The 25,179-nt window shown below is 52.9% G+C and carries 25 protein-coding genes and 1 pseudogene; 16 read left to right on the forward strand and 10 right to left on the reverse strand.

The genetic code is table 11. The features are described from left to right. Positions 1-81: 81 nt before the first annotated feature. The 9 genes from WMO24_RS03240 (at position 82) to cpaB (ending at position 8,722) form a co-directional block, all read left to right on the forward strand. Positions 82-1,638 carry a S1 RNA-binding domain-containing protein gene (locus WMO24_RS03240; RefSeq protein WP_349214902.1) on the forward strand — a complete coding sequence of 519 codons (1,557 nt, stop codon included), beginning with the start codon at positions 82-84 and terminating at the stop codon, positions 1,636-1,638. A gap of 197 nt (positions 1,639-1,835) precedes the next feature. Continuing rightward, positions 1,836-3,032, forward strand: coding sequence for an AAA family ATPase (locus WMO24_RS03245; RefSeq protein ID WP_349214903.1), 1,197 nt, complete (start codon positions 1,836-1,838; stop codon positions 3,030-3,032). After that, positions 3,033-3,680 (forward strand): RloB family protein, encoded by a 648-nt coding sequence (locus tag WMO24_RS03250; RefSeq protein WP_349214904.1) that lies wholly within the window; start codon positions 3,033-3,035, stop codon positions 3,678-3,680. Positions 3,681-3,994: 314 nt separating this feature from the next. Then, a complete protein-coding gene (locus WMO24_RS03255) occupies positions 3,995-4,417 on the forward strand; it encodes a DUF4320 family protein (protein ID WP_227603392.1) in 423 nt (140 codons plus the stop codon). An 8-nt stretch (positions 4,418-4,425) separates the two neighbouring features. Then, the gene (locus WMO24_RS03260; protein ID WP_349214905.1) at positions 4,426-4,926 is read left to right on the forward strand and encodes a hypothetical protein; all 501 of its coding nucleotides are present in this window, start codon (positions 4,426-4,428) and stop codon (positions 4,924-4,926) included. A 71-nt stretch (positions 4,927-4,997) separates the two neighbouring features. Beyond that, the gene (locus WMO24_RS03265; RefSeq protein ID WP_349214906.1) at positions 4,998-5,573 is read left to right on the forward strand and encodes a DUF6550 family protein; all 576 of its coding nucleotides are present in this window, start codon (positions 4,998-5,000) and stop codon (positions 5,571-5,573) included. 80 nt (positions 5,574-5,653) lie between these two features. Next, positions 5,654-7,354 (forward strand): DUF8193 domain-containing protein, encoded by a 1,701-nt coding sequence (locus WMO24_RS03270; RefSeq protein WP_349214907.1) that lies wholly within the window; start codon positions 5,654-5,656, stop codon positions 7,352-7,354. Then, on the forward strand, positions 7,326-7,835 hold the full coding sequence (locus WMO24_RS03275) for a prepilin peptidase (protein WP_349214908.1): 510 nt from the start codon (positions 7,326-7,328) through the stop codon (positions 7,833-7,835). The genes WMO24_RS03270 and WMO24_RS03275 overlap by 29 nt, the downstream gene beginning before the upstream one ends. A 14-nt stretch (positions 7,836-7,849) precedes the next feature. After that, the gene (gene cpaB, locus WMO24_RS03280) at positions 7,850-8,722 is read left to right on the forward strand and encodes a Flp pilus assembly protein CpaB (protein ID WP_349214909.1); all 873 of its coding nucleotides are present in this window, start codon (positions 7,850-7,852) and stop codon (positions 8,720-8,722) included. A 34-nt stretch (positions 8,723-8,756) separates the two neighbouring features. Here the strand turns inward: cpaB and WMO24_RS03285 are convergent, their stop codons facing one another. Then, positions 8,757-10,181 carry an ATP-binding protein gene (locus WMO24_RS03285; RefSeq protein WP_349214910.1) on the reverse strand — a complete coding sequence of 475 codons (1,425 nt, stop codon included), beginning with the start codon at positions 10,179-10,181 and terminating at the stop codon, positions 8,757-8,759. Positions 10,182-10,335: 154 nt separating this feature from the next. Here WMO24_RS03285 and WMO24_RS03290 point away from each other — a divergent pair, with 154 nt between their 5' ends. The 6 genes from WMO24_RS03290 (at position 10,336) to WMO24_RS03315 (ending at position 17,160) form a co-directional block, all read left to right on the forward strand. Then, positions 10,336-11,091 carry a CpaE/TadZ family protein gene (locus WMO24_RS03290; RefSeq protein WP_353963948.1) on the forward strand — a complete coding sequence of 252 codons (756 nt, stop codon included), beginning with the start codon at positions 10,336-10,338 and terminating at the stop codon, positions 11,089-11,091. After that, positions 11,084-12,844 carry an ATPase, T2SS/T4P/T4SS family gene (locus WMO24_RS03295; RefSeq protein WP_349214912.1) on the forward strand — a complete coding sequence of 587 codons (1,761 nt, stop codon included), beginning with the start codon at positions 11,084-11,086 and terminating at the stop codon, positions 12,842-12,844. The genes WMO24_RS03290 and WMO24_RS03295 overlap by 8 nt, the downstream gene beginning before the upstream one ends. A gap of 38 nt (positions 12,845-12,882) precedes the next feature. Further along, positions 12,883-13,818 carry an ATP-binding cassette domain-containing protein gene (locus WMO24_RS03300; RefSeq protein WP_349214913.1) on the forward strand — a complete coding sequence of 312 codons (936 nt, stop codon included), beginning with the start codon at positions 12,883-12,885 and terminating at the stop codon, positions 13,816-13,818. Beyond that, a complete protein-coding gene (locus WMO24_RS03305; protein WP_349214914.1) occupies positions 13,815-16,004 on the forward strand; it encodes a M1 family aminopeptidase in 2,190 nt (729 codons plus the stop codon). Before WMO24_RS03300 ends, WMO24_RS03305 begins: the two co-directional genes overlap by 4 nt. Then, complete coding sequence (locus tag WMO24_RS03310) at positions 15,997-16,707, forward strand: hypothetical protein (protein ID WP_349214915.1); 711 nt, start codon at positions 15,997-15,999, stop codon at positions 16,705-16,707. The genes WMO24_RS03305 and WMO24_RS03310 overlap by 8 nt, the downstream gene beginning before the upstream one ends. 198 nt (positions 16,708-16,905) lie before the next feature. Beyond that, entirely contained in the window at positions 16,906-17,160 is a 255-nt protein-coding gene (locus tag WMO24_RS03315) for a winged helix-turn-helix domain-containing protein (RefSeq protein WP_349214916.1), read from the forward strand. Positions 17,161-17,200: 40 nt separating this feature from the next. On the opposite strand, the gene WMO24_RS03320 is transcribed toward WMO24_RS03315, so the two are convergent. The 7 genes and pseudogenes from WMO24_RS03320 to WMO24_RS03350 form a co-directional block, all read right to left on the reverse strand. Next, entirely contained in the window at positions 17,201-17,917 is a 717-nt protein-coding gene (locus WMO24_RS03320; protein ID WP_349214917.1) for a Fic/DOC family protein, read from the reverse strand. Further along, on the reverse strand, positions 17,910-18,113 hold the full coding sequence (locus tag WMO24_RS03325) for an antitoxin VbhA family protein (protein ID WP_349214918.1): 204 nt from the start codon (positions 18,111-18,113) through the stop codon (positions 17,910-17,912). Before WMO24_RS03325 ends, WMO24_RS03320 begins: the two co-directional genes overlap by 8 nt. A gap of 206 nt (positions 18,114-18,319) precedes the next feature. Further along, positions 18,320-18,799: an MGMT family protein gene (locus tag WMO24_RS03330; RefSeq protein ID WP_118425565.1), complete on the reverse strand. Its 480-nt coding sequence runs from the start codon at positions 18,797-18,799 to the stop codon at positions 18,320-18,322. A 208-nt stretch (positions 18,800-19,007) separates the two neighbouring features. Continuing rightward, positions 19,008-19,190, reverse strand: a complete 183-nt coding sequence (locus WMO24_RS03335) for a helix-turn-helix domain-containing protein (RefSeq protein WP_006573903.1) — start codon at positions 19,188-19,190, stop codon at positions 19,008-19,010. Next, the gene (locus WMO24_RS03340) at positions 19,180-19,593 is read right to left on the reverse strand and encodes a sigma-70 family RNA polymerase sigma factor (protein WP_040647377.1); all 414 of its coding nucleotides are present in this window, start codon (positions 19,591-19,593) and stop codon (positions 19,180-19,182) included. The genes WMO24_RS03335 and WMO24_RS03340 overlap by 11 nt, the downstream gene beginning before the upstream one ends. 758 nt (positions 19,594-20,351) lie before the next feature. Next, the gene (locus WMO24_RS03345; RefSeq protein ID WP_349214919.1) at positions 20,352-20,714 is read right to left on the reverse strand and encodes a metal-dependent transcriptional regulator; all 363 of its coding nucleotides are present in this window, start codon (positions 20,712-20,714) and stop codon (positions 20,352-20,354) included. Positions 20,715-20,725: 11 nt separating this feature from the next. After that, positions 20,726-21,724: pseudogene (locus WMO24_RS03350) on the reverse strand (ABC transporter ATP-binding protein); the annotation flags it as partial. Between WMO24_RS03350 and WMO24_RS03355 the strand changes: the two are divergent. Continuing rightward, positions 21,725-22,756, forward strand: coding sequence for a site-specific integrase (locus WMO24_RS03355; protein WP_349214920.1), 1,032 nt, complete (start codon positions 21,725-21,727; stop codon positions 22,754-22,756). It abuts the pseudogene before it with no gap. 170 nt (positions 22,757-22,926) lie between these two features. Here WMO24_RS03355 and lysS read toward each other — a convergent pair whose 3' ends face one another. Together lysS and greA are read right to left on the reverse strand one after the other, a co-directional pair. Next, positions 22,927-24,456 (reverse strand): lysine--tRNA ligase, encoded by a 1,530-nt coding sequence (gene lysS / locus WMO24_RS03360; protein ID WP_349214921.1) that lies wholly within the window; start codon positions 24,454-24,456, stop codon positions 22,927-22,929. A gap of 116 nt (positions 24,457-24,572) precedes the next feature. Beyond that, entirely contained in the window at positions 24,573-25,055 is a 483-nt protein-coding gene (gene greA / locus WMO24_RS03365) for a transcription elongation factor GreA (protein ID WP_349214922.1), read from the reverse strand. Between the last annotated feature and the right edge of the window lie 124 nt (positions 25,056-25,179).

Consider the following 25,179-nt stretch of genomic DNA (forward strand, 5'->3'; position numbering starts at 1 on the left):
GTATCTCCAACAGTATAGCATATAGACCTTGGAGAGGGTCTATAAACACTACTACTTTATAATACGAGGAGGTTTTTACTTATGGCAACCAAGAAAAAAGAATTGCTTGAGCAGGAAAATACCGCACCTGAGACCACGGTTACCGTGGAGAACGCTCCGCCCCCTGATGAAGCGCAGGCTGATATGGCGGCACCCGCTGATGGCGGCGATTTGAATGAGCTGCTGGCCTCTATGGACCAGCCGGATGAAGAGGCAACCACCATTGAGGATGACGGCAGCCTCCCGGAACTCACCGAAAGCGAGATGTTTGGTGAGATGGACACCGATGCTACGGTGGCAGACGCCCTTCCCGGCGATGATGACGCCGCTCTGACAGAGGGCTCTGACAGTGATGATGGCGAAGGTGCCTCTGCTGTTCCCGCTGATGATGGTGCAGCCGATGTCCCCAGTGAGCCTGTTTCTGGAGCGGCTGAGGAACCGGAACCGCCCAAGCCCAAGCGGGCCACCCGCAGGAAAAAGACCGCACCGGTCGAAAATACGGCGCCGGCGGAAGGAGTTCCCGCAGAAGCAGAGCCTCCTGCGCCGATGGCTCCCGCTGAGGAAGATGTGCCGTCTGATGATAGTGAAGCGGCTGCGGCAGAAGTTCCTGCCTCGCTGGCCGAACCGCTGGCAGAGGCCGCCCCTGCTCCCACTTCTACTCCCAGACGCACCGCCGCTCCCCGCCGCAGTGAGCCTTCAATCCTGACCATCCGCAGCCGGGAAGATGTGGAGACGCAGGAAGACCGCGAGGACATCATCTGGCATGAGATCCACAACGCCTACCGCACCCGCCGCATCCTCACCGGCAAACTGGGCGGCATTGAGCAGCTGGACAACCGCAAGACGGTGGCTGTGGTGGACTACAAGGGATTCCGCATCATCATCCCCCTGAAGGAAATGATGATCAATCTGGGCCGCAGCCCCTCCGGCCAGGAATACACTGACCTGATGCTGCGCCAGAACAAGATCCTGGGGAATATGCTGGGCGCCGACATTGACTTTGTGGTGCGGGGCATCGACTCCAAGACCCGCAGCGTGGTAGCCAGCCGCCGGGAGGCCATGATGCGCAAGCGCCAGACCTTCTATTTCGATCTGGACCCGGATGGGATGTACCGCGTCTACGAGGGCCGGATTGTCCAGGCCAGGGTCATCGCTGTGGCGGAAAAGGTCGTCCGTGTGGAGGTGTTTGGGGTGGAGTGCTCGATTTTGGCCCGCGACCTTGCCTGGGACTGGATCGGCGACGCTCATGAGCGGTTTTCTGTGGGCGATGAAGTGCTGGTCCGCATCCTCAGTGTGCGGCGCAACAGCCTGGAGGATCTGGGCATCCGGGCCGACATCAAGAGCACTTCGGAAAACACTGACCGGGACAACCTGCAGAAGTGCCGCATCCAGGGCAAGTATGCAGGAAAGGTCACCGATGTTCATAAAGGCGTGGTCTATGTCCGGCTCGCCAATGGCGTCAATGCGGTAGCCCACTCCTGCTACGACTACCGGATGCCCGGAAAGAAGGATGATGTGTCCTTTGCCGTCACCCGCCTGGATATGGAGCGGGGCGTGGCCGTGGGCATCATCACGCGGATCATCCGGCAGAACCTGTAAAAGCAAAAGTGCCTGGAGAGTAGTAACGAACTGCTCTCCAGGTTTCTTTTTTGTCATTATCAGATCTACCGCTGTATATCTTTATCACATAGGCTTCCTTCCAAATTCCCATTTCAAAGAATTTATTTTGCGTTTGCGTTGATTTTTCACAAAATACGGGCTATAATATATAAAAGAAAAGGTTTAGGAGGTCGCTTATGCTGATTCAATTTAGTGTGGAGAATTTTCTATCCATCAAAGATAAGGTTGTATTATCCCTGCTGGCCAGCAAGGATAATGAGCATCCAGAGCATCTTATCATGGATGGAAATAAAAGCTATTTGAAGTCTGCTGTCATTTACGGAGCCAATGCTTCGGGGAAGTCTAATGTCCTAAACGCGTTCTGGTTCATGGTAAACTATGTGCTGACCTCACATAACCAGCAGCTTCATAAGACCATTGACCGTTTGCCTTTCAAGTTTGATCCGGAAACGCCAACGCGCCCCAGCAGCTTTGAGGTCATCTTTACCACTGAAGGTATCCGATATGCGTATGGTTTTTCTGTGACAGATAAGGCTGTTACAGAAGAATACCTATATTACTATCCCAACGGCAGACAGGCGCTTATTTTTGAGAGAAAAAATACCAAAGATTTTCGTTTTACGGTGGATATAGATGAACAAAACACGCTCAAGGAGCGCACTTCTGCGAACAAACTCTACTTGTCAGTTGCATCAAACTGGAGTTACTCTAAAGTGATTCCGGTTTTGGAGTGGTTCGCTTCTTGTCAGATTATCACGAAGAATTCCGTGGCGGACGCTTATGGGCTTGAGGCAGAGCAGCTGAAAGATGATGATTACCGGCGCGTGATCGCATCTATGCTGCGTGTTGCAGATTTGGGAATACAGGCTTTGCAAATGCGCGATGCAGAGCCTGCTCCTTCGCAGCACGGTGACAGCTTTGCAAATATTGAGGCCATTCACACGGTAAAGGATACCAATGGAAATGCGTTATCCTATGCGTTAAATATGGCAGAGGAATCTGACGGCACCAACAGTTACTTCAAACTGATCGGCGTTGTGAAAAAGGCTTTAGACCAGGGAACGCTTCTTGTGGCTGATGAGATGGACGCACATCTGCATCCTCTATTGACCAGGCATCTGGTATCCCTGTTTGACAGCACAGAATTCAATCCAAAGGGTGCTCAGTTGATCTTCACATCTCACAGCACCAATCTTCTTGATCTGGATTTGTTGAGAAGAGATCAAATTTGGTTCACAGAAAAAGACGAACAGACAGCAGCCACCGATCTGTTCTCCCTTTACGATTTTTCCGTTCGCAAAGACACTAAAGTAGAAAAGGGTTATTTGATCGGCCGTTTTGGTGCGATTCCCTTTATCAAGGGAGGGCTGTAAATGGCACGCGGACAAATTGAAAAGCGTGGGCAGCGGCGCAGAAAACTAAAACCTGTCATTCTGATTGTAACAGAGGGTTCTCAAACTGAACCGAAGTATTTTGAACATTATCGCAGCCGCCAGACCAATATTGACATTCGTGTGGTCGGCAGCCGCACCAAAGGAGGTGAAACCGATTACCTTGGCCTGATTCGGAAAGCCGTGGAATATCAAAATAAAAATCAGATTTCTGCATCAAATGGGGATGCGGTGTGGGTCGTTGCTGACGGTGATGTAAACTATAATAATCCTGATCCTATCGCCGCCAAGGACACCTTGCTCTCCAGAGCAAGGAAACTGGCAGATGCAAAGGGAATTCACATCGCAATCTCGAATCCCTGCTTTGAGTTTTGGTATTTGCTGCATTTTCAGTACACAACAAAATTTTTCAAAGATTACCCTGCAGTGAAGACAGCCTTGACCGCCTACCTCTCGGATTATGAAAAAGCCGGCGATGTGTATGCGCAGTTATCTGAACATACAACTGATGCGATCCAGAACGCCAAGCGTGTAGAACAATACCATATTCAAAATGACTGCAATAAACCGTTTGGGATCGCCGTTAATCCATTCACCGACATCTATCAACTGGTTGAATCATTGCTGTAATTGTGCGTAGGCTTTCTCGTGAGCATCATGCAGACCGTATAGAACTCGCCTCCGTTGCTTTGACAAGCACACATTATCTTCAGTTAAGATGATGTGTGCTTGTCGTTCTTGTTTTTAACAACAACACATTGAATTGGCACAGGATTGCCCATACATTGGCGCAGTCCTGCCCTTTCGCCGTAAATCCAAATCTGCTATACTTGGTACAGTCAAAACTTTGTAATGCAGCCGTTCCGGTCGGGACGGCTGTTTTTCATTTGTAAGTAAAGGTGGTGGTTCACATTCATACTTTCCTGCAAAAAGTCCGCAGGACATTGAAGAGCGAACGGGGCGAGGCCAACTATTTCTCCACGGTGGTGTTCATCTTCATCGCCGTTATCCTGCTGGCCTTTATCATCGACCTGTTCGGCATCATCTCCACAAAACAGGAGTTAGACCATGCGGCAGATCAGATGGTCAAGCAAATCCAGCTGTCCGGCGGCATCAACAGCGAGACCGACTCGCTCTTTGACTTCCTGTGCTCGGAGATCGAGGGCGCGGAGAATATCACATACTCCATCGATGCCACATACAAGACGCCTACGCCGTCCGGGATGTCCCGGGCCATCCAGCTGGGGACCCCTTTCTACATCACCATTGAGGGCGAGGCCAAACTGGGCGGCTTCTGGAACCTGGATCTGGTCAACATCACGGTGGTTGCCCGCGGCTCCGGCGTCAGCGAGCACTACTGGAAGTGAGGTGGCCTATGAAGCGTTTTCTTTCACGGCTGCGCCGGCCGCTTTGCAACGAGCGGGGCGAGATCACTTTCTTTGCCTGCTTTTTTGTAGTCGGGGTCGTCATGCTCATCTCTTTCCTGCTCCTGTACGCCTCGGTGCGGATCACCTGCATCAACATCCGCAACGGCGCCAAAATGGAGCTGAACAACCTGAGCGCCACCATCTATGCGGACACCTACCGCTCCCAGCGAGAAACCAACTTCGAGGAATACCTGCGCACCCTCTATTCCAGCAATGACTATACGGAAATGCTGGAGGCCACTGTCGCCGGCGGCCTGGCGGAGAAGATCCCGCTTTCCACCGAGGACTATGAGGTATCCGACATCAGCCTGGAGTTCAATGTGGTGGGCGACCGGGTGGAATATATTTTCTATTGTGATGTAGATTTTTACATCCGAATGTTCGGCCACAGCTACCCCACCATCACACAGCGGGTGGAGCTGACCGGCTACCACAACACCAAATTTTAGCGGCGCTGTTGAAATCCAGTCAGCTCCGCAGTATAGGCTTTATATAACAGCAAAAAGGAGTGTGGACACACATGAAGAAGTTTTTTCAATCCAAAGGCTTTATTGTTTCGGCCCTGGCCGTCCTCTGCGTTGCCATTCTGGGCATCTGCTGGTTCGTGAGCCGGGACCGCACGGAAGAATTCCGGCCGAATGAATCCCCGCCCAGCAGCACCAGCAGCGACTGGTCGGATGGCGGTGTGCAGTCTGGCGACGGAGGCGGGGGCGCAGATGCCTATGCGCCCGGTCAGTCTTCCAGCGCCGAAGAGGAATATCCCAAGGTGACCTCAGAATCCGAGGGCGAGGTTGAAATCGACTTTACCGATACGGAAAAGCCGGAAGAAACGCCTCCCCCTGTGCCGGAAGGCAAGACGGAGATCGAAGACCCCGGCGAAGAGCATGAGGTCAATCCCGACCCGGCAGTACCGGAAGTCACTGCTCCTCCCGCAGAGGAATCCACTTCCAGCAATGAGCCGGCCCCCGGCTCCAGCAATGGCAGCGGCGCTGTCTATGATCCGGTATTTGGCTGGGTAGTCCCCGGCGATGTGCAGCAGTCCACCGGCGACAGCGACGGCGATTTGAACAAGCAGGTCGGCAACATGGGCGGCTGACCACCTACAACTGAATATGGACCTGAAGGGCCGTCACGGGATTGTGGCGGCCTTCTTATTTTCAAAAAGAACGGAGCGTGATGTATTTGAAACGACTTCTCGCCCTCTTATGCAGCCTCGCCCTGGTGTTCTGTCTCATCCCTTCCACGGCATTTGCATCAGGAGGCAACGGGAACATTGACGGTGGCGGCGGCGGGATGGGGCAAGGCACATCCTCAAACTTCTGGAATCCCGGCAATGATGGCGTGCGTATCACGGTTGTAGACGCAGCAAGCGGTGCTGCCGTGTCCTCACCGCTGGACTTTTCCAACCGGACGCAGAAAAGCAGCATCCTTCATTTTGGCAAAGTCAACAAACTGCAGTACCTGAGCGGCACTGGCCTCTCCCTCCAGTCCGGGGTGGCCTATTCCTGCATCAAGCCCGCGCAGTCCATGCCCACCATCGTCAGCAGCAAGGGCCAGAGCAACATTGACGCCATCAAGCGGTACTTCTGCTCGGAATATGCCTGCATGATGGTCGCCCAGGCTGCGGGTGTGGACTATGAGCGGATGATCGCTGGAGAATATAAGCTGCTGATCGAGCCCATCGCCTACTTTACCCACAACGGCCAATATTACTGCATGACGGCCACCGAGGCCGGCCTTTACGATCAGATGTCCGGCGGCAACCTGCGCCGGACCATGACCTCGCTGACCCATAAGAACCTGCCGCTGTCCATGTTTCTGGAGTTCAGCGACCTTGGTATTTCCGCCTGGACCGGCAACACCACCGGGACGCAGAACAATTCCGACATCATCAATACACTGGGCGTCGGCATTGTCTGGTTTGATGAAGCCCCGCCCGAGGGGGATATTGAAGCCCCCGATGTGGAGTACCGGGTAGATACCGATGTCATTACCTCTGTCACCCTGCGGACGGATACCGACCTGACGCCGGATAATCCCGCTTCGGTGACCTTCCACATCCTCGGCACCACCTACCGAGTCAACGATGTGGTGATCCCCGCAGGTGACAGCCAGGTGGTCTGGGTCAAGTGGCATACCCCCACCACACCGCAGACAGTCACCATCACGGTATCCGTCAGCGGGGCCTATACCGCCCAGGATACCTTTGTGGCGGAAATTGTGGACCTGAATGAGCATATTCCGCCTGACCCGGTGGCGACTGATACCAACCCCGGTTATACGGTACCGTCCCTGCCCAACGAAACGCAGAAGCTCACCGCTAACTGGGGCGTCTGGAGCTGCTATTGGGTGCCGGTATGGGTCTGGTGCGACCATGGGGAAGACGGCGGGCACTGGGTCGATGAAGGCTATTGGGAATATGAGTACACCGGCTATTCTGCCTCCATCAGTGGCGTTATGTCCCTGATGCCGGACGATATCGTACCGACAGCCTCCGGAAAGTCCATGAAGAGCGGGTACGGCGTCAAGCAGGATGTGACAGCCACGCTCTCCACCGACGCGCCCACCAGCCACATCACCCATCCGCAGACGGCCTTTTCGGTGTTCCCGGAGTTCCAGTATGAAACCTATCTCCGCCTGCTGCAGCGGGTGTCCAGCGGCCGGAGCGCCAAATTCACCTTCCAGCCCAATGAGTTCTCTACTTACAGCCGGGAAGTGCACTTTACCCCCATCTGGTTCCCGGATGCGACGAACTACACCGTCTTCACCCAGGTCTGGGATACCTGGACGCCGGACGGGATGCTGAGTATCAACCTGAATGACTATGTTTCCATTGACGGGAGCCTCTATGATGACTGGTACACCAATCGAGAGTAATGTGTGGATGGCATACCTGCTCACTGTTTTTCTGGTGGTGACGGGTTTTGCCGTCTACGACATCCTATACAGGCGGGTGCCCGACCGGGCGCTCGTCTTTTTTATCCCCCTGGCCGCGCTGGCCCCGCTGATCCAGGTCTACTTCATTCTGGAGTATGACCGGATGCCCATTTTTATCTGGCCTGTTGTGACCGAGGCGCTGATGGGCGCGCTGCTGGGCTTCTGCATCCCGCTGGCCGCTGCTATGGCGACCGGCGGCAGCGGCATGGGCGGCGGGGATATCAAATTCTGCGGGGTACTGGGTCTGGTCTATGGTCCCTCCGGCATGGCCCTGGTATTTTTGGTAGCCGCCGGCTTCGCCATGCCGGTGGTGCTGCTGTACCGGCGGCTCTTGCGGGACAAACAGCCCACCGCGATCCCGTTTTTACCTTTTCTGGCCTGCGGCTGCTCTGTGGCGACGCTGGCTGAACTATTTTTATGACAGGAGAGATGCTTATGAAACTCAACAACCGATTTATCTTCGGCATTCTGTCCCTGGTTCTGGCGGCGGTCATCGCATTTGTGGCACTGCCCACCATTGCCCGGCAGACCAACGGCAAGACGGAGATCGTCCGCATCACCCAGCCGGTGCTGAAGGGCGAAAAGATCACCAGCGACAATGCCGAAGTCGTAGAAGTGGGCGGGTACAATCTCCCGTCCAATGTGGCCCACAGCATGGAGGATGTGGAGGGCCTGTATGTAACGGCCGAGCTGGCCGCAGGCGACTATATCCTCACCAGCAAGGTCAGTACCGTCCCTGTTTCCTCGGATGTGGCGCTCAACGACATCCCCTCTGGCAAGGTCGCCATTTCGCTGACTGTGAAAACGCTGGCCTCCGGCCTGTCGGATAAGCTGCAGCCGGGCGACATCATCCGCATTTATCACTTCCTGGAGACGGCGGAAGAGGTGCCGGAATTGCGCTTTGTCAAGGTGCTGTCGGTCACCGACTCTGACGGTATCAATGTGGACAACACCAAGGAGCCTACCGAGGACGAAGAGCCGCAGCAGTCTGCCACCATCACTGTGCTGGCAAGCCCGGAGCAGGCCCGTATCATTACTGAGATGGAAAATGACGGCGTGGCCCATGTGGCGCTGATCTCCCGCAACAACGACCAGCTGGCCGAGGAACTGCTGGCTGAGCAGGACAAGACGCTTCAGGAGATCTACTTCCCCGAAACACTGGTTGAAGAAAATGCTGAAAGCCAGGATGGCGGAGAAACTGCTGAAGGCGCCGCAGATAGCGAGTCCACAGGCGAAGCGGGCACCGAGAATACGGAAGGCGGTGTGGAAACAACTCCTGCGGACAGCATCCCGGAAGACGGCGAATAAAAATGGGCGGTGAACAGATTCACCGCCCGTTTCCTCACTGCTGGGTAGAAAGATGATCCTCGTTAATCAGGAAAAGCTGCGGATTTTCTTTGCCCAAGTCAACAAGACGCTGGGTAAAACCGCTTTTAGAAAATATCCCAAAAATAGGCTGATAGCTTTTCCATACCTTTTGGATTTCGCCAGAAGCCTGCACCTTATCGCGGAGAGCAAAAAAGACAGGCGCATCCACCGGCTTATTGTGGTATTTGCACTCGCCGGCAAAGAATCGCTTGTTTTGATGGTCCACCGCCATCACATCAATTTCCGTATCGCTGTCCAAATCATTCAGCCAGTAAGCTCCGATCCGCGAGGGAACAAAGTCAATGGCACCTTCCCTGCAAAGGTCTGCAAAAATGGATCTGCAGATATCTTCATAGGCGAAGGCCACAAACTTCTGTACGAAGTCTTTTCGGATTTCATCCAGAACAATCTGCGTATTGTCCAGTTCCAGTTCCCCTTTATATGGATAGACATACCGGAACCAGAAACGCACAAAGTTATCAGAGATGAAATAAAGGCCTTTACGGGACTTCTCCGGATTTTTCTCCGTAACCGGCGTTTCCTTCACGACAAAGCCAAGGTCACTGAGCGTGGAAAGATATGGCGTCAGCGCGGAAGTTTCTGTCCCCAGAGCTCCCGCAATTTTCCCCAGCTTGTGGTTTCCATCCGCCATCACGCGGATAATGGAAAAATAGTTGACAGCGGATACCACTTCATCTTTCAGCAGAAAGTTTGGTTCTTCATACAGAAAACCGTTCTTCGAGAGAACCGCAGACTCCACCTGTTCCAGCAGTCCTTCCTGATCGTTGAAAAACTCCAGATATTTGGGTACGCCGCCGGTAATCGCATATTGCTCCACCGCACGCTCAAAAGAGAGATGCTGAGCGGCATACACATCCGGGAACGGTAAAGGCGCCAACCGGATCTGTGCAGTCCGGCGGCCATACAGGGGGCTGTCATAAGACAGCGCGTGTTTTTGCATCATTCCAATCAAGGAGCCGCAAAGAATCAGCATCACATTGCTGTCCTTGAGAACTTCGTCCCATGCGTTTTGCAGAATAGACGGGAACGCCGGATTGGACTTAACCAGATAGGGAAATTCATCAATAACCAGGACTTTCTTTTCCTCCGGCCGGAATTCCGCAATGATATGGAACAAATCCAGCCAGTCGGAAAAGGCTGCACGCTGCAGCAACGGATTCCGTGTTACCCGGGACACAACACCAGACAGCCGTTTTATGCTTTGTGATTCCACTTCCTCCGTTGCGAGAAAGTAGAATGCCAGCTTACTCTTGATAAATTCTTTAATTAGTGTTGTTTTTCCTACACGCCGCCTGCCGTAAATCACAACAAAGCTGCTGTCTTTTTGGTATTCCCTTTCAAGAGACTCCAGTTCTCGTTGTCTGCCGATAAACTTCATGTTAACGCCTCCTTTATCATAATTCATTTTATGATAATCTATCTTATATTATACATTTGTTTTGCAAAAAGTCAAGGGCATTCCACCCTTGGGAAAGGAGTTTCCTATGGGAAAAGTCATTACTGTCTGGGGCAGCCCGGGGAGCGGGAAAAGCATGTTTTCCTGCATCCTGGCAAAAGCCCTGACCCGCGACAAGCGGAAAGCCATCATCATCAACGCGGAGATCAGCGTCCCCATGCTCCCGGTCTGGCTGCCGGAGCAGATCATCCAGACCAACGCCTCGGTGGGGCAGGTCCTAAGCAGCGTGGAAATCGACACTACACTGGTGGCAAGCCATGTTACGGTGCTCAAAAGCTATCCTTTCATCGGCCTGATGGGCTATTCCGCCGGTGAGAATCCGCTGAGCTATCCGGAAGTCAAATATGCTATGGTACTCCAGCTGGTCAACGCTGCCGCAAAGCTGGTGGATTTCGTCATTCTGGACTGCAGTTCCAGCATGACCAATGTGTTCACTCCGGCAGCAATCGAGTCCGGTGATCTGGTCATCCGCCTGCTTACCCCCGACTTAAAGGGCGTCAACTATCTGAAGGCCCATCAGCCCCTGCTGGTAGATGGCCGGTTCCATTATGACCGGCACATAACTTTTGCCGGCATGGCCCGCCCCTTCCACGCTCTGGATGAGATGGGCTATATCATCGGCGGTTGGGATGGGCTGCTGCCCTACGGCAAGGAAATTGACCGCTGCGCCACCGAAGGCGGGATGTTCCAGGCCATCAAATACTGCAATCCCAAGTACACCGCCTCGCTCAACAAGGTGCTGGACGCTTTGGAGCAGATGGAGCTGGCCGAGCAGGCGGCAGAGGATGCGGACGACGAGGACGAGTTCGAGGAGGATGACGCCGATGAATAATCTCAACGACATATTCTTCGCGCCGGTGGCCAACCAGGACCTGACCTATGACCAGGTGCTGGAGGATGTGCAGCGGTATTTTGCTGAAAATCACGCCTCCACCATTGCCGAGGCCGGCGAGGGCAACGCCGAGCGGGCCACCACACTGCTCAAAGAGCTGATGGTGCAGTATATTGTCAAGCGGAAATACGCCATCGAAGGGCTGACTACCGAGGAACTGTGCGAAAAGCTCTATGAGGATATGGCCGGGTACTCCTTCCTCAAGAAGTGGATCTACAAGCCCGGCATTGAGGAAGTCAACATCAACGCCTACAACGACATCGAAGTGATCGAGGCCGGCGGGCGCAGCATCAAGATCCCGGATAAGTTTTCCTCCCCGCAGCACGCCATTGATGTGGTGCGCCGTATGCTCAATGCCTGCGGCATGGTCATTGACGACACCATGCCCAGTGTGGTGGGCTTTCTGGACAAAAACATCCGTATCTCTGTGGATAAGACGCCCATTGTAGACCCGGATGTGGGCATCAACGCCTCCATCCGTATCGTCAACCAGCAGACAGTCTCCGAGCAGAAACTGCTCGATTCCGGCAGCGCCACCGCAGAGATGCTTCACTTTCTGATGGCGTGTATCCGGTATGGCGTCAGCGTGTGCATCGCGGGCTCCACCGGCTCCGGCAAGACCACTATCATGGCCTGGCTGCTCTCCAATGTACCCAACAACCAGCGCCTTATCACCATAGAAGAAGGCAGCCGCGAGTTTGATCTGGTCAAGCGGGATGAAAACGGGAATATCTTAAATTCCGTCATTCATCTGCTGACCCGGCCCAGCGAAAATCCGGCGCTGAACATCAACCAGGACTTCCTCTTGGAGCGGGTGCTGCGCAAGCACCCCAATGTCATCGGCGTCGGCGAGATGCGGTCCGCTGCGGAAAGCCTGTCAGCCGCCGAGAGCTCCCGCACCGGCCATACCGTCTGCACCACCATCCACTCCAACTCCTGCAACAGCACTTACCGCAGGATGATGACCCTTGCCAAGCGCAAATACAGCATGGACGACGCCGTACTCATGGAGATCATGGTGGAGGCCTATCCTATGGAGGGAATGCACTTTGAGAGTTGCCAGCTCACAGAAAGCCGCATGTATATCAAGGTAGTCAACACCCGCCTGGAGGCCGAGGTCGTGCCGGGCGACATCGTTCAGTCCGGCATCATCATCAGCAACAGCGAGGTGGGACTCGGATCGGTGAACATCCAGCCGCTGGTCTACCGGCTGGTATGCAGTAACGGTATGGTTGTAAACGATGCCCAGACGCGCCGCACTCATGTGGGCCGCGTCAATGAGGCTTCGGAGAACTATCAGCTGTATTCGGAAAAGACGCTGGAGGCCGACGACAAAGCCTTTGCCATGAAGATCCAGGACACGGTGCGGGCCGTGGTAGACGAGGTGCGCTTTACCCGTGTAGTCAACATGATGCGGGAGGCCAAGGAGGCCCGCATAAATACCACCGATGTCCCCGGTATTGTCAAGCTGGTCAGCAAGGACTTCCACATCACCGATGAGGAAAGTTCCGGTGTGCTGCAGCGGCTGATCGAGGGCAACGACCTGACGCTCTATGGTTTATCCAATGCGGTGACCCGCCACAGCCAGGATGTTCAGGACTATGACCGGGCGACTGCACTGGAGGGCATCGGTTACAACATTCTCTCCATGCCGGCAAGGCAGTGGAGCCGTATCAACCAGCTGGCCGCCTGAGTGGCTGCCAACCATCCAATTTTAAGGAGGAACGAACTATGTACGAACAGAACACTTCTATGATGAACACTCCTGAGCGGAACACTTTCCTGCTCCCTGCGATGGTGGAGGGTGATTTCAGCAGCGATGAGATCGCGGAAGATGCGGACGGCCTGCAGATGATGAGTTTCCAGCGGGTGAAAATTCCCGCCGGCGGCGCCCTGCAGTTCGAGATCCCCACGGAAGACCCCGACAATCCGGATTATGCCCGGACCCTGGAAGGAGTCATTCTCTACAATCATTCTGCCTATATCCTGGTGGATGGGCAGCCGCTTGCCAAAACAGACCGGCTTTTGAAGGCGAGACTCGGCTATCTGCCGCAGGACTTTGGCTTGTTCGATGAGCTGACGGTCACACAGTTTCTCGACTACATGGCTGCGCTCAAGGGGATCTCAAATTCCAAAGCCGCAATTCAAAAGACAATCCAAGCGGTTAATTTGGAAGAAAAGGCAAAATCCAAAATCCGCACCCTCTCCGGCGGCCAGCGTCAGCGGGTAGGTATTGCGCAAGCTCTGCTGGGGAATCCACCCTTCCTGATTTTTGACGAGCCCACGGTGGGCTTGGACCCGGAAGAGCGGATTCACTTCCGCAATCTGTTCTCCCGCACTGCAGAAGACCGTCTGGTGCTGCTTTCCACCCATATCATCGAAGATGTGCAGTCGGTATGCGACCAGATCGTGGTTATCAATCACGGAAATATCCTGTTCACCGGAACACCGGAACAGTTGATCCAGTCCGCTGCTGGCCATGTGGGCGTCTTTTGGGAGAAAGACGAGGTTCAGGAAAAGGGGCTACATATTACTGCCCGGGTCAATACCAGCCAGGGAATCCGCTGCCGTGCAGTCGCAGATAAACTCCCGGCCTATGCGCAGGCGGATGAGCCCTCCCTTGAAGATGCTTACCTCTATCTCATTTCCCGGGAGGTGGCACAATGAAGACGATTCGGCTTTTCCCTCTGGAGTTTGGACGGCTGCTTCAAAACCGGCTGACCTGGCTTATGATTCTGCTGACTGTAATCTCCCCGGCAGCTGGCCTTTTCCTCTACAAACCGGCCACGGCCACTACAATGCTCTCCCTCTACCTTGCCAATCCTGCCATCGCTGGCGGTGTTGTTGGCGGCATCCTGTTTGGCCTGCTCACAATATTTGAACTGGATCGCGTCAGCCGCAGCCGGGCGGATGTTCTGATGGACGCGGCAGTATCTCCACTGACTATGGCCCTGGTTCGCCTGTTGGCTCTACTGGCAGTGGCGGTTGTGACCGTGGCCCTTACGATGCTGGTTTGGCTCCCCATCAGTATGCACCTCATTGGTTCAGTATTTGGCGGCATGGATTTTGTACTGGCCTATCTGCTCCTGATGGGGCTAGCCCTGCCGCTGTCCATTCTGGCCGCTGCAGCCGCCTATCAGTTTACACGGAGGGTTGACCTGTCTCTGGTGCTGTTTGCCGCCTTTGCAGCCTTGAGCCTGACCGTTTGGGCGGATGATTGGCAGCTCTGCTGGCTCAATCCCTGTGTTTGGGCACTGTCGGATGACTTCTCTAACTTCCGCATCTTCCGCTCGGTTGCCTGGATGCGCCTGACCTGGCTGGCGGCCCTGGCCGGGGTCTGGGCGGTTTCCTATCTCTGCATTCGACAATATGGGAAGGGGGTACTTGGTTCCCTAGCCGCAAGCACACGGCGGATCTACCGTCCAGCCATTGCCCTGCTCCTGTTAGTCTGCTCCGGCACTGCCTATGCCGCACAGCCGCTGGTTGACCAAAGCAATCCGGACGAAATGGCGATGACTTTTTATGAGGTGCCCTACGCAGAAAATGTAGTTTGCACTGGACGCAGCGCACAAGTGTTCCCCAATACTTCCACAGGCTCTCTTTCCGGCACGGCATCCTATCAATTCCAGAACACTTCGGGTCAGAAGCAAAATGTGGCCTTTGGCATCAATCCCGGATATACCATCTCCAATGTGCAGGTGAACGGCGCAGATGTACCCTTCTCGGTGAGCGAGTACCAGGAGTACAATGAGGCCATGTTGGAAGTGACCCTTCCTGCTGATGAACAAGCGGAGCTGGTCATGGAATACAGTGGTTTTCCGCAGGAGAGCCGCAATATGTCCACGATGCAGGGCAGCAAAGAGATCAGCACAGAATACCTGTGTCTGGAGAACTCGGCTCTTTCCCCGCGCCTGATGAATGTTATGCCGGGCGAAAATGGATACCCTGCCACCATTGAAATTACACTGCCTGCGTCCATGACTGCGATTCCATTTGGCTCCAGTGAAGCAGAGGTGATTGCAGAACACGACAACAGCACCAAAACCTGGCGTTATGAGGCCAATGGCACGGGCGGCATCCTTTATGCCGGGGATTATATTTGTGAGAATATTGAGGCTGGCGGCATGACCATTGAGTTCTACTACGGCCGCAAACATCAATCTGTTATGGAAGCCGCGGGTGCAGTAGAGGCAGTCAAATCTGTGGTGGACTACTGTACTGAGCACTATGGCTCTTTGTCCTTTGGGACAGGTGAAACGCTCAAGCTCATCCAAAGCCGGGTCACTGGCGGCGGCTATGCCACGAATGGCGCCAGCTTGCTTGACGAGGCAGACTTCACCGCTGATAACCTTGGAAATGCTGATAAGGGCGGCGGCGCAGGCGAAGTGATGATCCATGAGCTTGTTCACCAATGGTGGGGCCTTGGCAATATGTTTGATACTTCGGATGCCACAAGTCCCTGGTCGGCCGAAGGTCTGACCGTCTACACCACCTACCGTATCGTCAAAGAACTATATGGGGACGCCTACGCCCAGGAACATTACATCGACCAATGGCAGCAGGCTGTGGACGACTACTATTTGGATTTCTATGTGCGCAATCCCGATTACCTGGCGAATCTGCCGGAGGACAAGCAGCTGGAGATTACAGGGAACCTGACCTATGTGCGGCAATACTGCGAGATGCCGCTCAAAATTTTGAAAGCAGAGCAGCTGGTGGGCGGCGAAGATGCTTTTGATCAAATCCTGAATCGTCTGTTCAACCGGGAACTGGACCCCATGTATCCCTATCTGACCTATCAGGATTTCTTAAACGCCTGCGGGCTGGCAGAGGAGGATTTGAACCTTGATTAAGATATTTCAATATGAGTGCAAACGCCTGTTGTGGAACAAATTCTTTTTTGGCCTTTTGCTGATCCTGCTGTTCTATGGATGGCAGGTACTGAACAGCGTGACCATTTTAGGGGTGTCACACACCGCCCCGTTCTCTCCCTGGAGTTTCGGGGATTACCTGAGCCGCATGATTCCACTGCTGTGGATTGGTGCCCTCTTCTTTTTGACATTCTTCACATCCGGTAAAGCGCAGCGAGTAAATATCCTTACGGATGCAACCCCGGTTTCTCCGAGACGATATGCCCTTACCCGATGCGCCGCAGCCTTGACCGGAACCGTATTACTGGCTTTGGTTTGTATCGCGGAGACCGCTTTCTTTTACGGACAGTATTTTAGCTGGTACAGTTGGGGACAACTGATTTTCCCGGTTTTGATCACATTGGTTCCGGCGCTGATATTTGCGCTCGGGAGCGGCTGGCTGTTGGGTCAGATCCGGCCTTGGCTGGTCTATGTATGGATGTTAATTCCCTTCGGGTGCATGGCCCTGCCACTGCCTGATGCCTTGAAAATTTGGAATGGACAGTTCTTTGGCGAGTACCCATTAACGCTTGGGACTTTAGACCCTGGCTTCTCTATGCCGGCTGCAGTTCTTATCGTTCAGTGCGTATTGTTTGCCGTGGGTATCGTCCTGTTGATGATTCGCCCCGCACATTCCAAAAGATAATAAGCGGGCGAAGTTTGAACGATTGGAGGTGAGCTGCTTGGGAAGTTTATAATTCTATCATTTAGGGACGATGAAGAAGCCCTTTTTAGCAAAGCAATATCGGCCCTCTCGTCTGTCGCAGACTTTTCCACGGCAACCGCCTCCGCAGACACACCGCTGCTCTTTGGCTCTCTGCAAATCGATCCGCAATGCAGGCTGGTGTGGAAGTCCGGCCAGGCGGTGGAGCTGACGCCGATGGAGTTTGATATTCTGCTTCTGCTGGCCCGCCGGCCGGGGCAGGTGTTCTCCGCCCGCCAAATCTATGAGGCTGTCGCGGCGGACTCCTTTGACGCCAGCTGGACCGGGATCTCCAGCATGGTCTATAAGCTCCGCCGCAAGCTGGGCGCCGGTATCATTGAGACCGTCCGAGGCCACGGTTACAAATTTGTTGCCCCAGGCACCTCACCAAAATAAAGCAAGCGCACAACGGATTTTCTTCCGCTGTGCGCTTCTTTTATTCCTCACGCCGGTAGTGCGGCTCCGGCACATAGGGCTCATTCTGATATTTGCGGTATTTCTCCGGTATCTCAGTCGGCTCCTCCAGGCTCTCCTCACTGTAATCAATCGGCTCATCGCAAACCGCATCCAGCAGTACGCGCTCCAAATGCTCAAATTCTGAAAACTGATCCAGGGAGGCCATCACAAAAGAGTCGCGGACATAGCCGGCACTGGCAGCCATCAGCTCCTGATCCATAAAGTATCCATGATGCTCCACAAAAAAGGTCATCATCATTACAACCGTTCGGGTATTGCCCTCCCGGAAGGGATGCACCTGCCAGATTGGCGGAAAGAGACTGGTAAGCTGATGAACAAATTGTTCCCGGCTGATGCCGTTCCAGTGAGCAGTTCTCAGCCGCCCAAACGCCTCGTCGAGATCTTCCTCGATCCTGTCTTCGTTGCTGTACCAAACGCTTCGGCCTGCCAGCAGCTTCTCCCGCTTCTCGATATTGATGATGCGGTACTGACCGGCCCATTCGTAAATGTCGTCAAACAGGGTCCGGTGAATCTCCCGCAGGCCATCCGGAGAAAAATCCTGAAAGCCCTGTTCGTATAACAGCATCATATTTGCTCTGGATTGCTCGGCTTCGATGCGATCCAGTGTTTGCTCATTTTTGATGCCCAGCTTGTTTTTCAAGACAGGCACATCTTCATACAGGTACGGGTCAGACACGGCTCTGGCGCTCCTGCTCCGCGATCCGGCGATGATATGCCAGCAATGCCTGCTTCATCTGTTCGCCCGTCAGCTCACCGCGGGCCCAGCTGGCAGACAGCGACCGTGCATAGCTGGAAATCGGCGCGCCCTCAATGGCGTTGATCGCGTCGGCCGTCTTGACCGCTGCAATCCGTTTCTTTTCCAATGGACTCATCGCGCCTTCACCCCCTCCATTGATTTTAGTATAACACAGAACAGGCCTGTTTCCAATAGGTCAGGCCAATGCGAATCTTGCTGAATTAGCAACAGGTCTCAATGATTTCCTGTTCAGTGGTGCCGCCGATGGCCAGCTGGTATTCAGTTTTGATAATTTAGGGCTGGCCGGTCTGATAATAAATGCGTTTAGCAAATTAAAACTTCTTATTTCAAATTAAAAAGAACACTTTCATAGTCCTTAACGAAATATTTTATATTTGTGCGTCCTTTCTGAATAATTGTGTGACCTTCTGCTTCCAGCTTTTCCTTTTGTGCTTCTATACCGCCGGGATATTTTGCGTTCAATTCCCCATTTGCCTTTAAGGTTCGCCAATACGGGGTTTCATCCTCGGAACGCTGGTAACTCGCCCATGCTGCAATAGATACAAAAATCCCGGCTGTGATAGGCTCTGTGAAATCCGCCCCGTTCAGTTCAGCAAAATATTCACGGATTTTTCCGATAGTGATTACTTTGCCGTAAGGAATTTGTTTCATCACCTTGTCATAGTCAATCGGTGGGGCAAAGTACATTCTGCTTCCGCCATATTTCTCAATGCTTTTCTGATCAGTAATGGTCTGAACTTTAGGCATATCCTTGCTATCGTGTAGCATTGCATTAAAATCTTTTTTATCTTCATTTGCCATCTCTCAACACCTCCCGTCTTAATTATAGTGGAGCAACCTTTGCCATGCAATGAGGCAGTTTGAGAATAATTTAAAAAAGTATTGCTGCATCTGAATAAATCTGCTGGGCGGAACAGCTTGCAGCGCAAGGTGTTCCCGGGCGGCAAGTCAATTTTTAAGCCCACGGGAAAGACCCTGAGACGGTGATCTCAGGGCCTTTCTCATAGACTTAAATCCGGAACAGGTCAATCGCCCGCATCAGCGTGATGCACAACTCCTGGTACAGATCCTCGTCCAGTCTGCCGTTGATCACGGCATACTTGAGCAGCAGGGGCCGATACATGAGCAAAATGCTTGTGATGGCCTCATGGTCACCGTCCTTGGCTCGCCGTAGCATCTGTTCAAATGTCATATCCGTTCACCCCCTCGATGCTCTTCTTCAACTTCCGAATGGCCCGGTAATACACCGCAGCCGCACCCTTATACGACAATCCCAGCTGCACACCGATCACATCGAATGGGCGCTTGTCCAGCACGCGGGCCAGGAACACATACCGTTCCCGCTCGTCCAGCTGTTTCAAGGCATACAGGAGCGCGCTGCTCTCGATTTTCTCCCAGAGGGGCAGCCGCTCCATCACTTCCTGCTCCAGCGTCTGGCTCACGGCAAAAATCGTATCCGTCAAGGTCTCCTGATTGCTGTACGCATAAAGAGCCTTCAGATAATCCCGCTGGGTTCGTCTGACTGCCTGGATTAAGTAACCTGTAAACTTGATTTGCAGTTCTTCCTCTGCTCGTCCATTATTTCGTTGCCACATGGCCTTATCCTCCAAATAGTTCAAAAATTTTAAGGGAATTCTTGAACCTTTGGCGGAGACCGACACCGAACTAACGGGCGTCTTGCCTTGCCATATAAAGAAACGCGGCCGGCCGCACACCGCAAAGGTGAGCTACCGGCCGAGTGATACACATAAAGAAGTCCGTCATGACTTCCGGCGCCCGCAGGAGGAGGCTTATCGCTCGATTTGCGATGTTCCCGCCTGCTCCTGTGAAAAGGAAAAGGGCGGCGGAAGAACCGTATTGCAAAGTAAGCTGTGTGTCGAAATGTAAGCAGATGGACGAACCTCTTTATGTGCATGATCCATCTTTCCATCATGCACTTCTGGCTCCCTGCCATCTGAACCACACTTTGCACACGAACCCGCCGCTGTTATGAACAGGCGGCGGGCCTGCCAATTATCTTAGGTGCAGTGTTGTTCCGAAAACTTTGTTGATTTTTGTCGGATTATAAAAGAAAAGGCAGCCTCATTCTCTTTGGAATAAGACCGCCTGTTGTAACTTGAAATTACCTCTGCTGTTTTGATTTTTCCGTCTCATAGACATCCCTCCCGTTCTTTCTATCTATTTATGGTTTCAAAACGCCATATTAAGTGTAAATGTCAAAGATCGCTGGATTTTGACTGAACGATAACTTTTCCCATCAGGCGGTTATTTTCATCAAAATCTTGCAGCTTCAACACAGAGAAAAAGGGCGGGCAAAGATCTGTTTTCTCTGCCCGCTCCTTCTAAACGAGATTTATCCCTGATGCTTGACCTTCAGGTGCTGAAAACTGTCCTCACTGATAGCGTGCTCCATCCGGCAGGCGTCGGCCTCAGCCGTTTCTTGATCCACGCCGGCCTCTATGAGCATTTCCGTGAAAAAGCAGTGCTTCTCATAGGTCTGCTCAGCCACCTCGCGGCCCACATCGGTCAGACGAATGAAGCCGTCCTCATCCCGTTCAACAAATCCGCCGGCCTGCAGCGTTGTAATGGCATGGGTGATGCTCGGTTTGATGAATCCCATGTGCCGGGCAATATCAACTGAACGTACCATGCCCATTTTCTTTTGGAGAACAAGGATAGCCTCCAGGTAATCTTCACCCGACGCATGAAGTTTCATCTGAACCTCCTTTACTGAGCCAGTTTCCAGCCTATGGCCTCCTGTCTGGCCGATACAAAGTCGGCATATAGGCCCTTCTGCTGGATCAGCTCTGCATGAGTGCCACGCTGGACGATATGGGCATTGTCTAACACAAGGATTTGGTCGGCGTTCCGAACGGTTTTCAGCCGGTGGGCAATCATAATGATGGTCTTGTCATGGGTCAACGCCTCAATAGCCCGCTGCAATTCATCCTCATTCTCCGGGTCAACGCTGCTTGTTGCCTCGTCCAAAATGATGATGGGCGCATTTTTCAGCATGGCGCGGGCGATGGAAATACGCTGTTTCTCACCGCCGGACAGAGTGCCGCCGCCCTCGCCAATCACAGTATCATAACCCTCCGGCAGAGCGGAAATAAAGTCATGGCAGCAAGCCTTTTTCGCCGCCTCAATCACCTGCTCATGGGTGGCATCCGGGCATCCAAACTTGATATTGTTCTCAATCGTATCTGCAAAGAGGTACACGCTCTGAAACACCATCGAGATATTCTTCATCAGGCTGTCCAGCTTGAAATCCCGTACATCCGTACCGCCTATGGTAATCTTCCCGGCGTTCACATCCCAAAAGCGGGCAATCAGGTTGCACATCGTTGTCTTACCTGCCCCGGAAGGGCCTACAATGGCCGTAGTCGTTTTTTCGGGAATGGTAAAGCTGACCTGATCCAATATCTTGCGGTCTGCGTAGGAAAAATCCACCTTGTCAAACACGATCTCGCTGGACTTCGGCGTAATGTCAGTGCCTTTCTCGTCCATCACCGGCGTGTCATCAATGGAGTTTGCCGTATCCATCGAGGCCGCCAGCATTTGCAGCAGAGAGGCCATATTCCCGGCGTTTTCCAAATCGTTGAACACCATGAAAGAAGCGATTACCAAAATCAGGCCGTAGGCCAGCGGCAGAGAGCCATCCAGCCAGAACCAAACCGAGGCCAACAACAGCAGGACGCTGAACACCCGGACAACCACTTGCTTGATATGAAAATCACCCTAAATGATATGTTCAAAGTCCTCATGGATACGAAGATCCAGTTAAAGGCTTCTACACGGGCGAATTACGAATATCTTTGGAGCAACTATGTGAAGGATGAGCCGTTTGCCAACATTCCCCTGCCCAACATCCGAAAGAGCGACATCCTGACATTTTACACGAAGCTTTTGAAAAAAGGCTTTGCGATCAATTCCTTGGAAAGCATCAATAACCTGATTCACCCCACGCTTGAATTGGCGGTCGATGATGACTACATCCGAAAAAATCCAAGCAAAGGTGTCTACCGCTCTCTCAAAACAGAGGGAGCCGGGGCACCCCCGAAGAAAAGAATCGCGCTGACCATGACACAGCAGAAGAACTTCCTTCGGTTCATTTCCAAGTCACCGATGTATAGCCACTGGCTGCCTGTCATGGTCGTGCTGCTCGGTACGGGAATGCGTGTTGCAGAATGTACTGGCTTAACTAAAAATGATGTGGACCTGGAGAACAACACCATCTCTGTCAATCACAACTTGATCTATCGTGTGATCGATGGGAAAGCAGGTTTTCATATCACCACCCCTAAAACGGCCAGCGGCACCCGCACCATCCCTATCCTGTATCCGCAGGTTGCTGAACAGCTCCGCACATTGATTGAAGTCATGGACACCCTCTATCCGGAAGACCTTGTGATGAATGGGTATCACGGTTTCCTTTTTAGGAATCGGGAAGGTTACTTTCTCAGTGCCCATAATATCAATCGGGCCATCCAGCGTATCTCCATCGCCTACAACGCCGAAGAAATGGATCAGGCTGAACTGGAAGATCGTGAGCCGGAACTGCTGCCGCATTTTAGCGTACATAACATGAGACACACATTCTGCACGCGGCTCTGTGAAAGCACGAACGACATCAAGTTTATCCAGCAGGTGATGGGCCACGCTGATTTTTCCACAACTATGGATATTTATACGCATATTACACAAGAAAACATGAGGGAAAAAGCAGAGGCAATCAAGGGTAATTTGGTGCTAATGTGAAAATTGCAAAAAAGGGCAAATCCGCATAAAAAACACGGATTTGCCCTTCATTTTGGCCCGTCTGATGCCGTCTGATTTCAAGCAAAAGTTGTAGAAAAGTTGTAGTTGTAAGCCTCTTTTACTACATCTTGCGCCGTCCTATTTCATCAGACACTATATATTGTGGAATTTTAGTCCAAAGGCTTCATGGTGGGGAACAGCAGCACGTCCCGAATGGAAGCCGAATCGGTCAGCAGCATCACCAAACGGTCCACACCAAAGCCCAGACCTCCTGTGGGAGGCAGACCATACTCCAGCGCCATTACATAGTCGTAGTCCACCTGTGCCTTGCTGGCAGGCTCCAGCTGTTTGCGCTCGGCAACCTGGCGCTCAAAACGTCCCTTCTGGTCAATGGGGTCGTTCAGCTCACTGAACGCATTGCCGAATTCCGTTGCATTGATGAAATATTCGAAGCGCTCGGTGAACATGGGGTCGTTGGGTTTCCGCTTTGCCAGCGGGCTGACTTCCACCGGATAGTCGTAAATAAAGGTGGGCTGAATGAGGTTGTCCTCTACAAAAGCATCGAAGAACTCCGCCAGAATCGCGCCCTTGGTGGGGATTTCCGGCAATTCCACGTGATGCTCCTTGGCCAGTGCAACGGCCTGTGCATCCGACTCAACCTCATCAAAGTCAACACCGGAATACTTTTTCACCGCCTCTACCATGGTCATGCGCTCCCAGTGAGAGAGGTCGATCTCTTTGCCCTGATAGGACACCTGAAGCGTTCCGCACACTTTCATGGCGACCGTCTTCATCATATCCTCTACCAGGTCCATCATGCCGTGGTAGTCCGTGTATGCCTGATACAGCTCGATGGTGGTGAACTCCGGATTGTGCTTGGGGTCCATTCCCTCATTGCGGAAGATGCGGCCAACCTCATACACACGTTCCATGCCGCCCACGATCAGCCGTTTCAAATACAGCTCGGTCTCAATGCGGAGCACCATGTCCATATCCAGCGTATTGTGATGTGTGATAAAAGGCCGCGCGGCCGCACCGATTTCAAACGGCGTCAAAATCGGCGTTTCCACCTCCAGGAAGCCCTTTCCGTCCAGGTAGCTGCGCAGTTCGCGAAGGATCGCACTGCGTTTTACAAAGGTCTCCTTGACGTCGGGATTCACAATCAGGTCCACATACCGCTGACGGTACCGGGTTTCGGTATCCTTCAGGCCGTGGAATTTTTCCGGAAGAGGCAGCAAGCTCTTGCTGAGCAGCACGATCTCTTTCACATGAACACTGATCTCGCCCATTTTGGTGCGGAACACAAAGCCTTTCACGCCCACAATGTCGCCGATATCAAATTTTTTGAAGGCCTGATACTCCTCCGTCCCCACGTCGTCCCGGCGGATGTACATCTGGATGTCACCCGTGCGGTCCCGCAGATCGGCAAAGCTCGCTTTTCCCATCACGCGTTTCGACATCATACGGCCGGCCATGCAAACATCCTGACCATGCTCCCCTTCGGGCACGTCCACAAAGTTTGCTTTGACCTCAGCCGCAAAATCACTCTGGGGATATTTGGTCTGCTGGAAGGGATCTTTTCCGGCTTCCTGCAACTCTTTCAATTTCTGTCTGCGCACGGCAACCAATTCGTTGTATTCCTGCGCACTCAGCTCCTGCTCTTCCGGCTGAGCTGTTGTGTTTCGTTCTTCACTTGCCATGTTGTCCTCCCGATTCTGCCTTAATACACTGACGTGCAGTTGTAGTATAACATAAAAACAGGTGCCTGGGCACCTGTTTTTTAAAAAAAGGTCTTTTGTTGAAATAAATCTTTCAATCAGATGGCAGAACGGCTGATATCCAGAACTTCATAGCAGATCGTCGCGCCGTTGGGCAGCGTGATTTCCACCTTGTCGCCCACCGCGTGACCGATCAGCGCCGCGCCCACCGGGGACTCGTCGGAAATTTTGCCGGACAGAGGGTCCGCTTCCGTCGAACCGGTGATGTCATACTCCTCCAACTCGCCGTCTTCGTCGCGCAGTTTTACATGGCTGCCAACGCTGACCGCATCATTGGTCAAATCATCTTCATCAATCACACGGGCGTGTTTGAGCATTTTCTCCAGAAGCGCAATGCGTCCTTCCACCATTCCCTGCTCGTTTTTGGCTTCATCATACTCACTATTTTCAGACAGATCGCCATAGCCGCGTGCAATCTTAATTTTTTCCGCCACTTCCTTACGTTTCACCGTTTTGAGCATTTCCAGCTCTTCCTCGATGGCACGCAGGCCCGCGTATGTCATTACGATTTCTTTCTCCATGGTGTTCGGTCTCCTTCATTCTAACAATATGGCATGCCATTCCAGAATGACAAGCATACAATACGAGATATTATATACATTTTATAATGGGATGTCAAGCACCTTAACATTTTTTGTGCAAATT

Origin of the sequence: Ruthenibacterium intestinale, from assembly GCF_040096265.1 — a bacterium.
Taxonomy (GTDB): domain Bacteria; phylum Bacillota; class Clostridia; order Oscillospirales; family Ruminococcaceae; genus Ruthenibacterium; species Ruthenibacterium komagatae.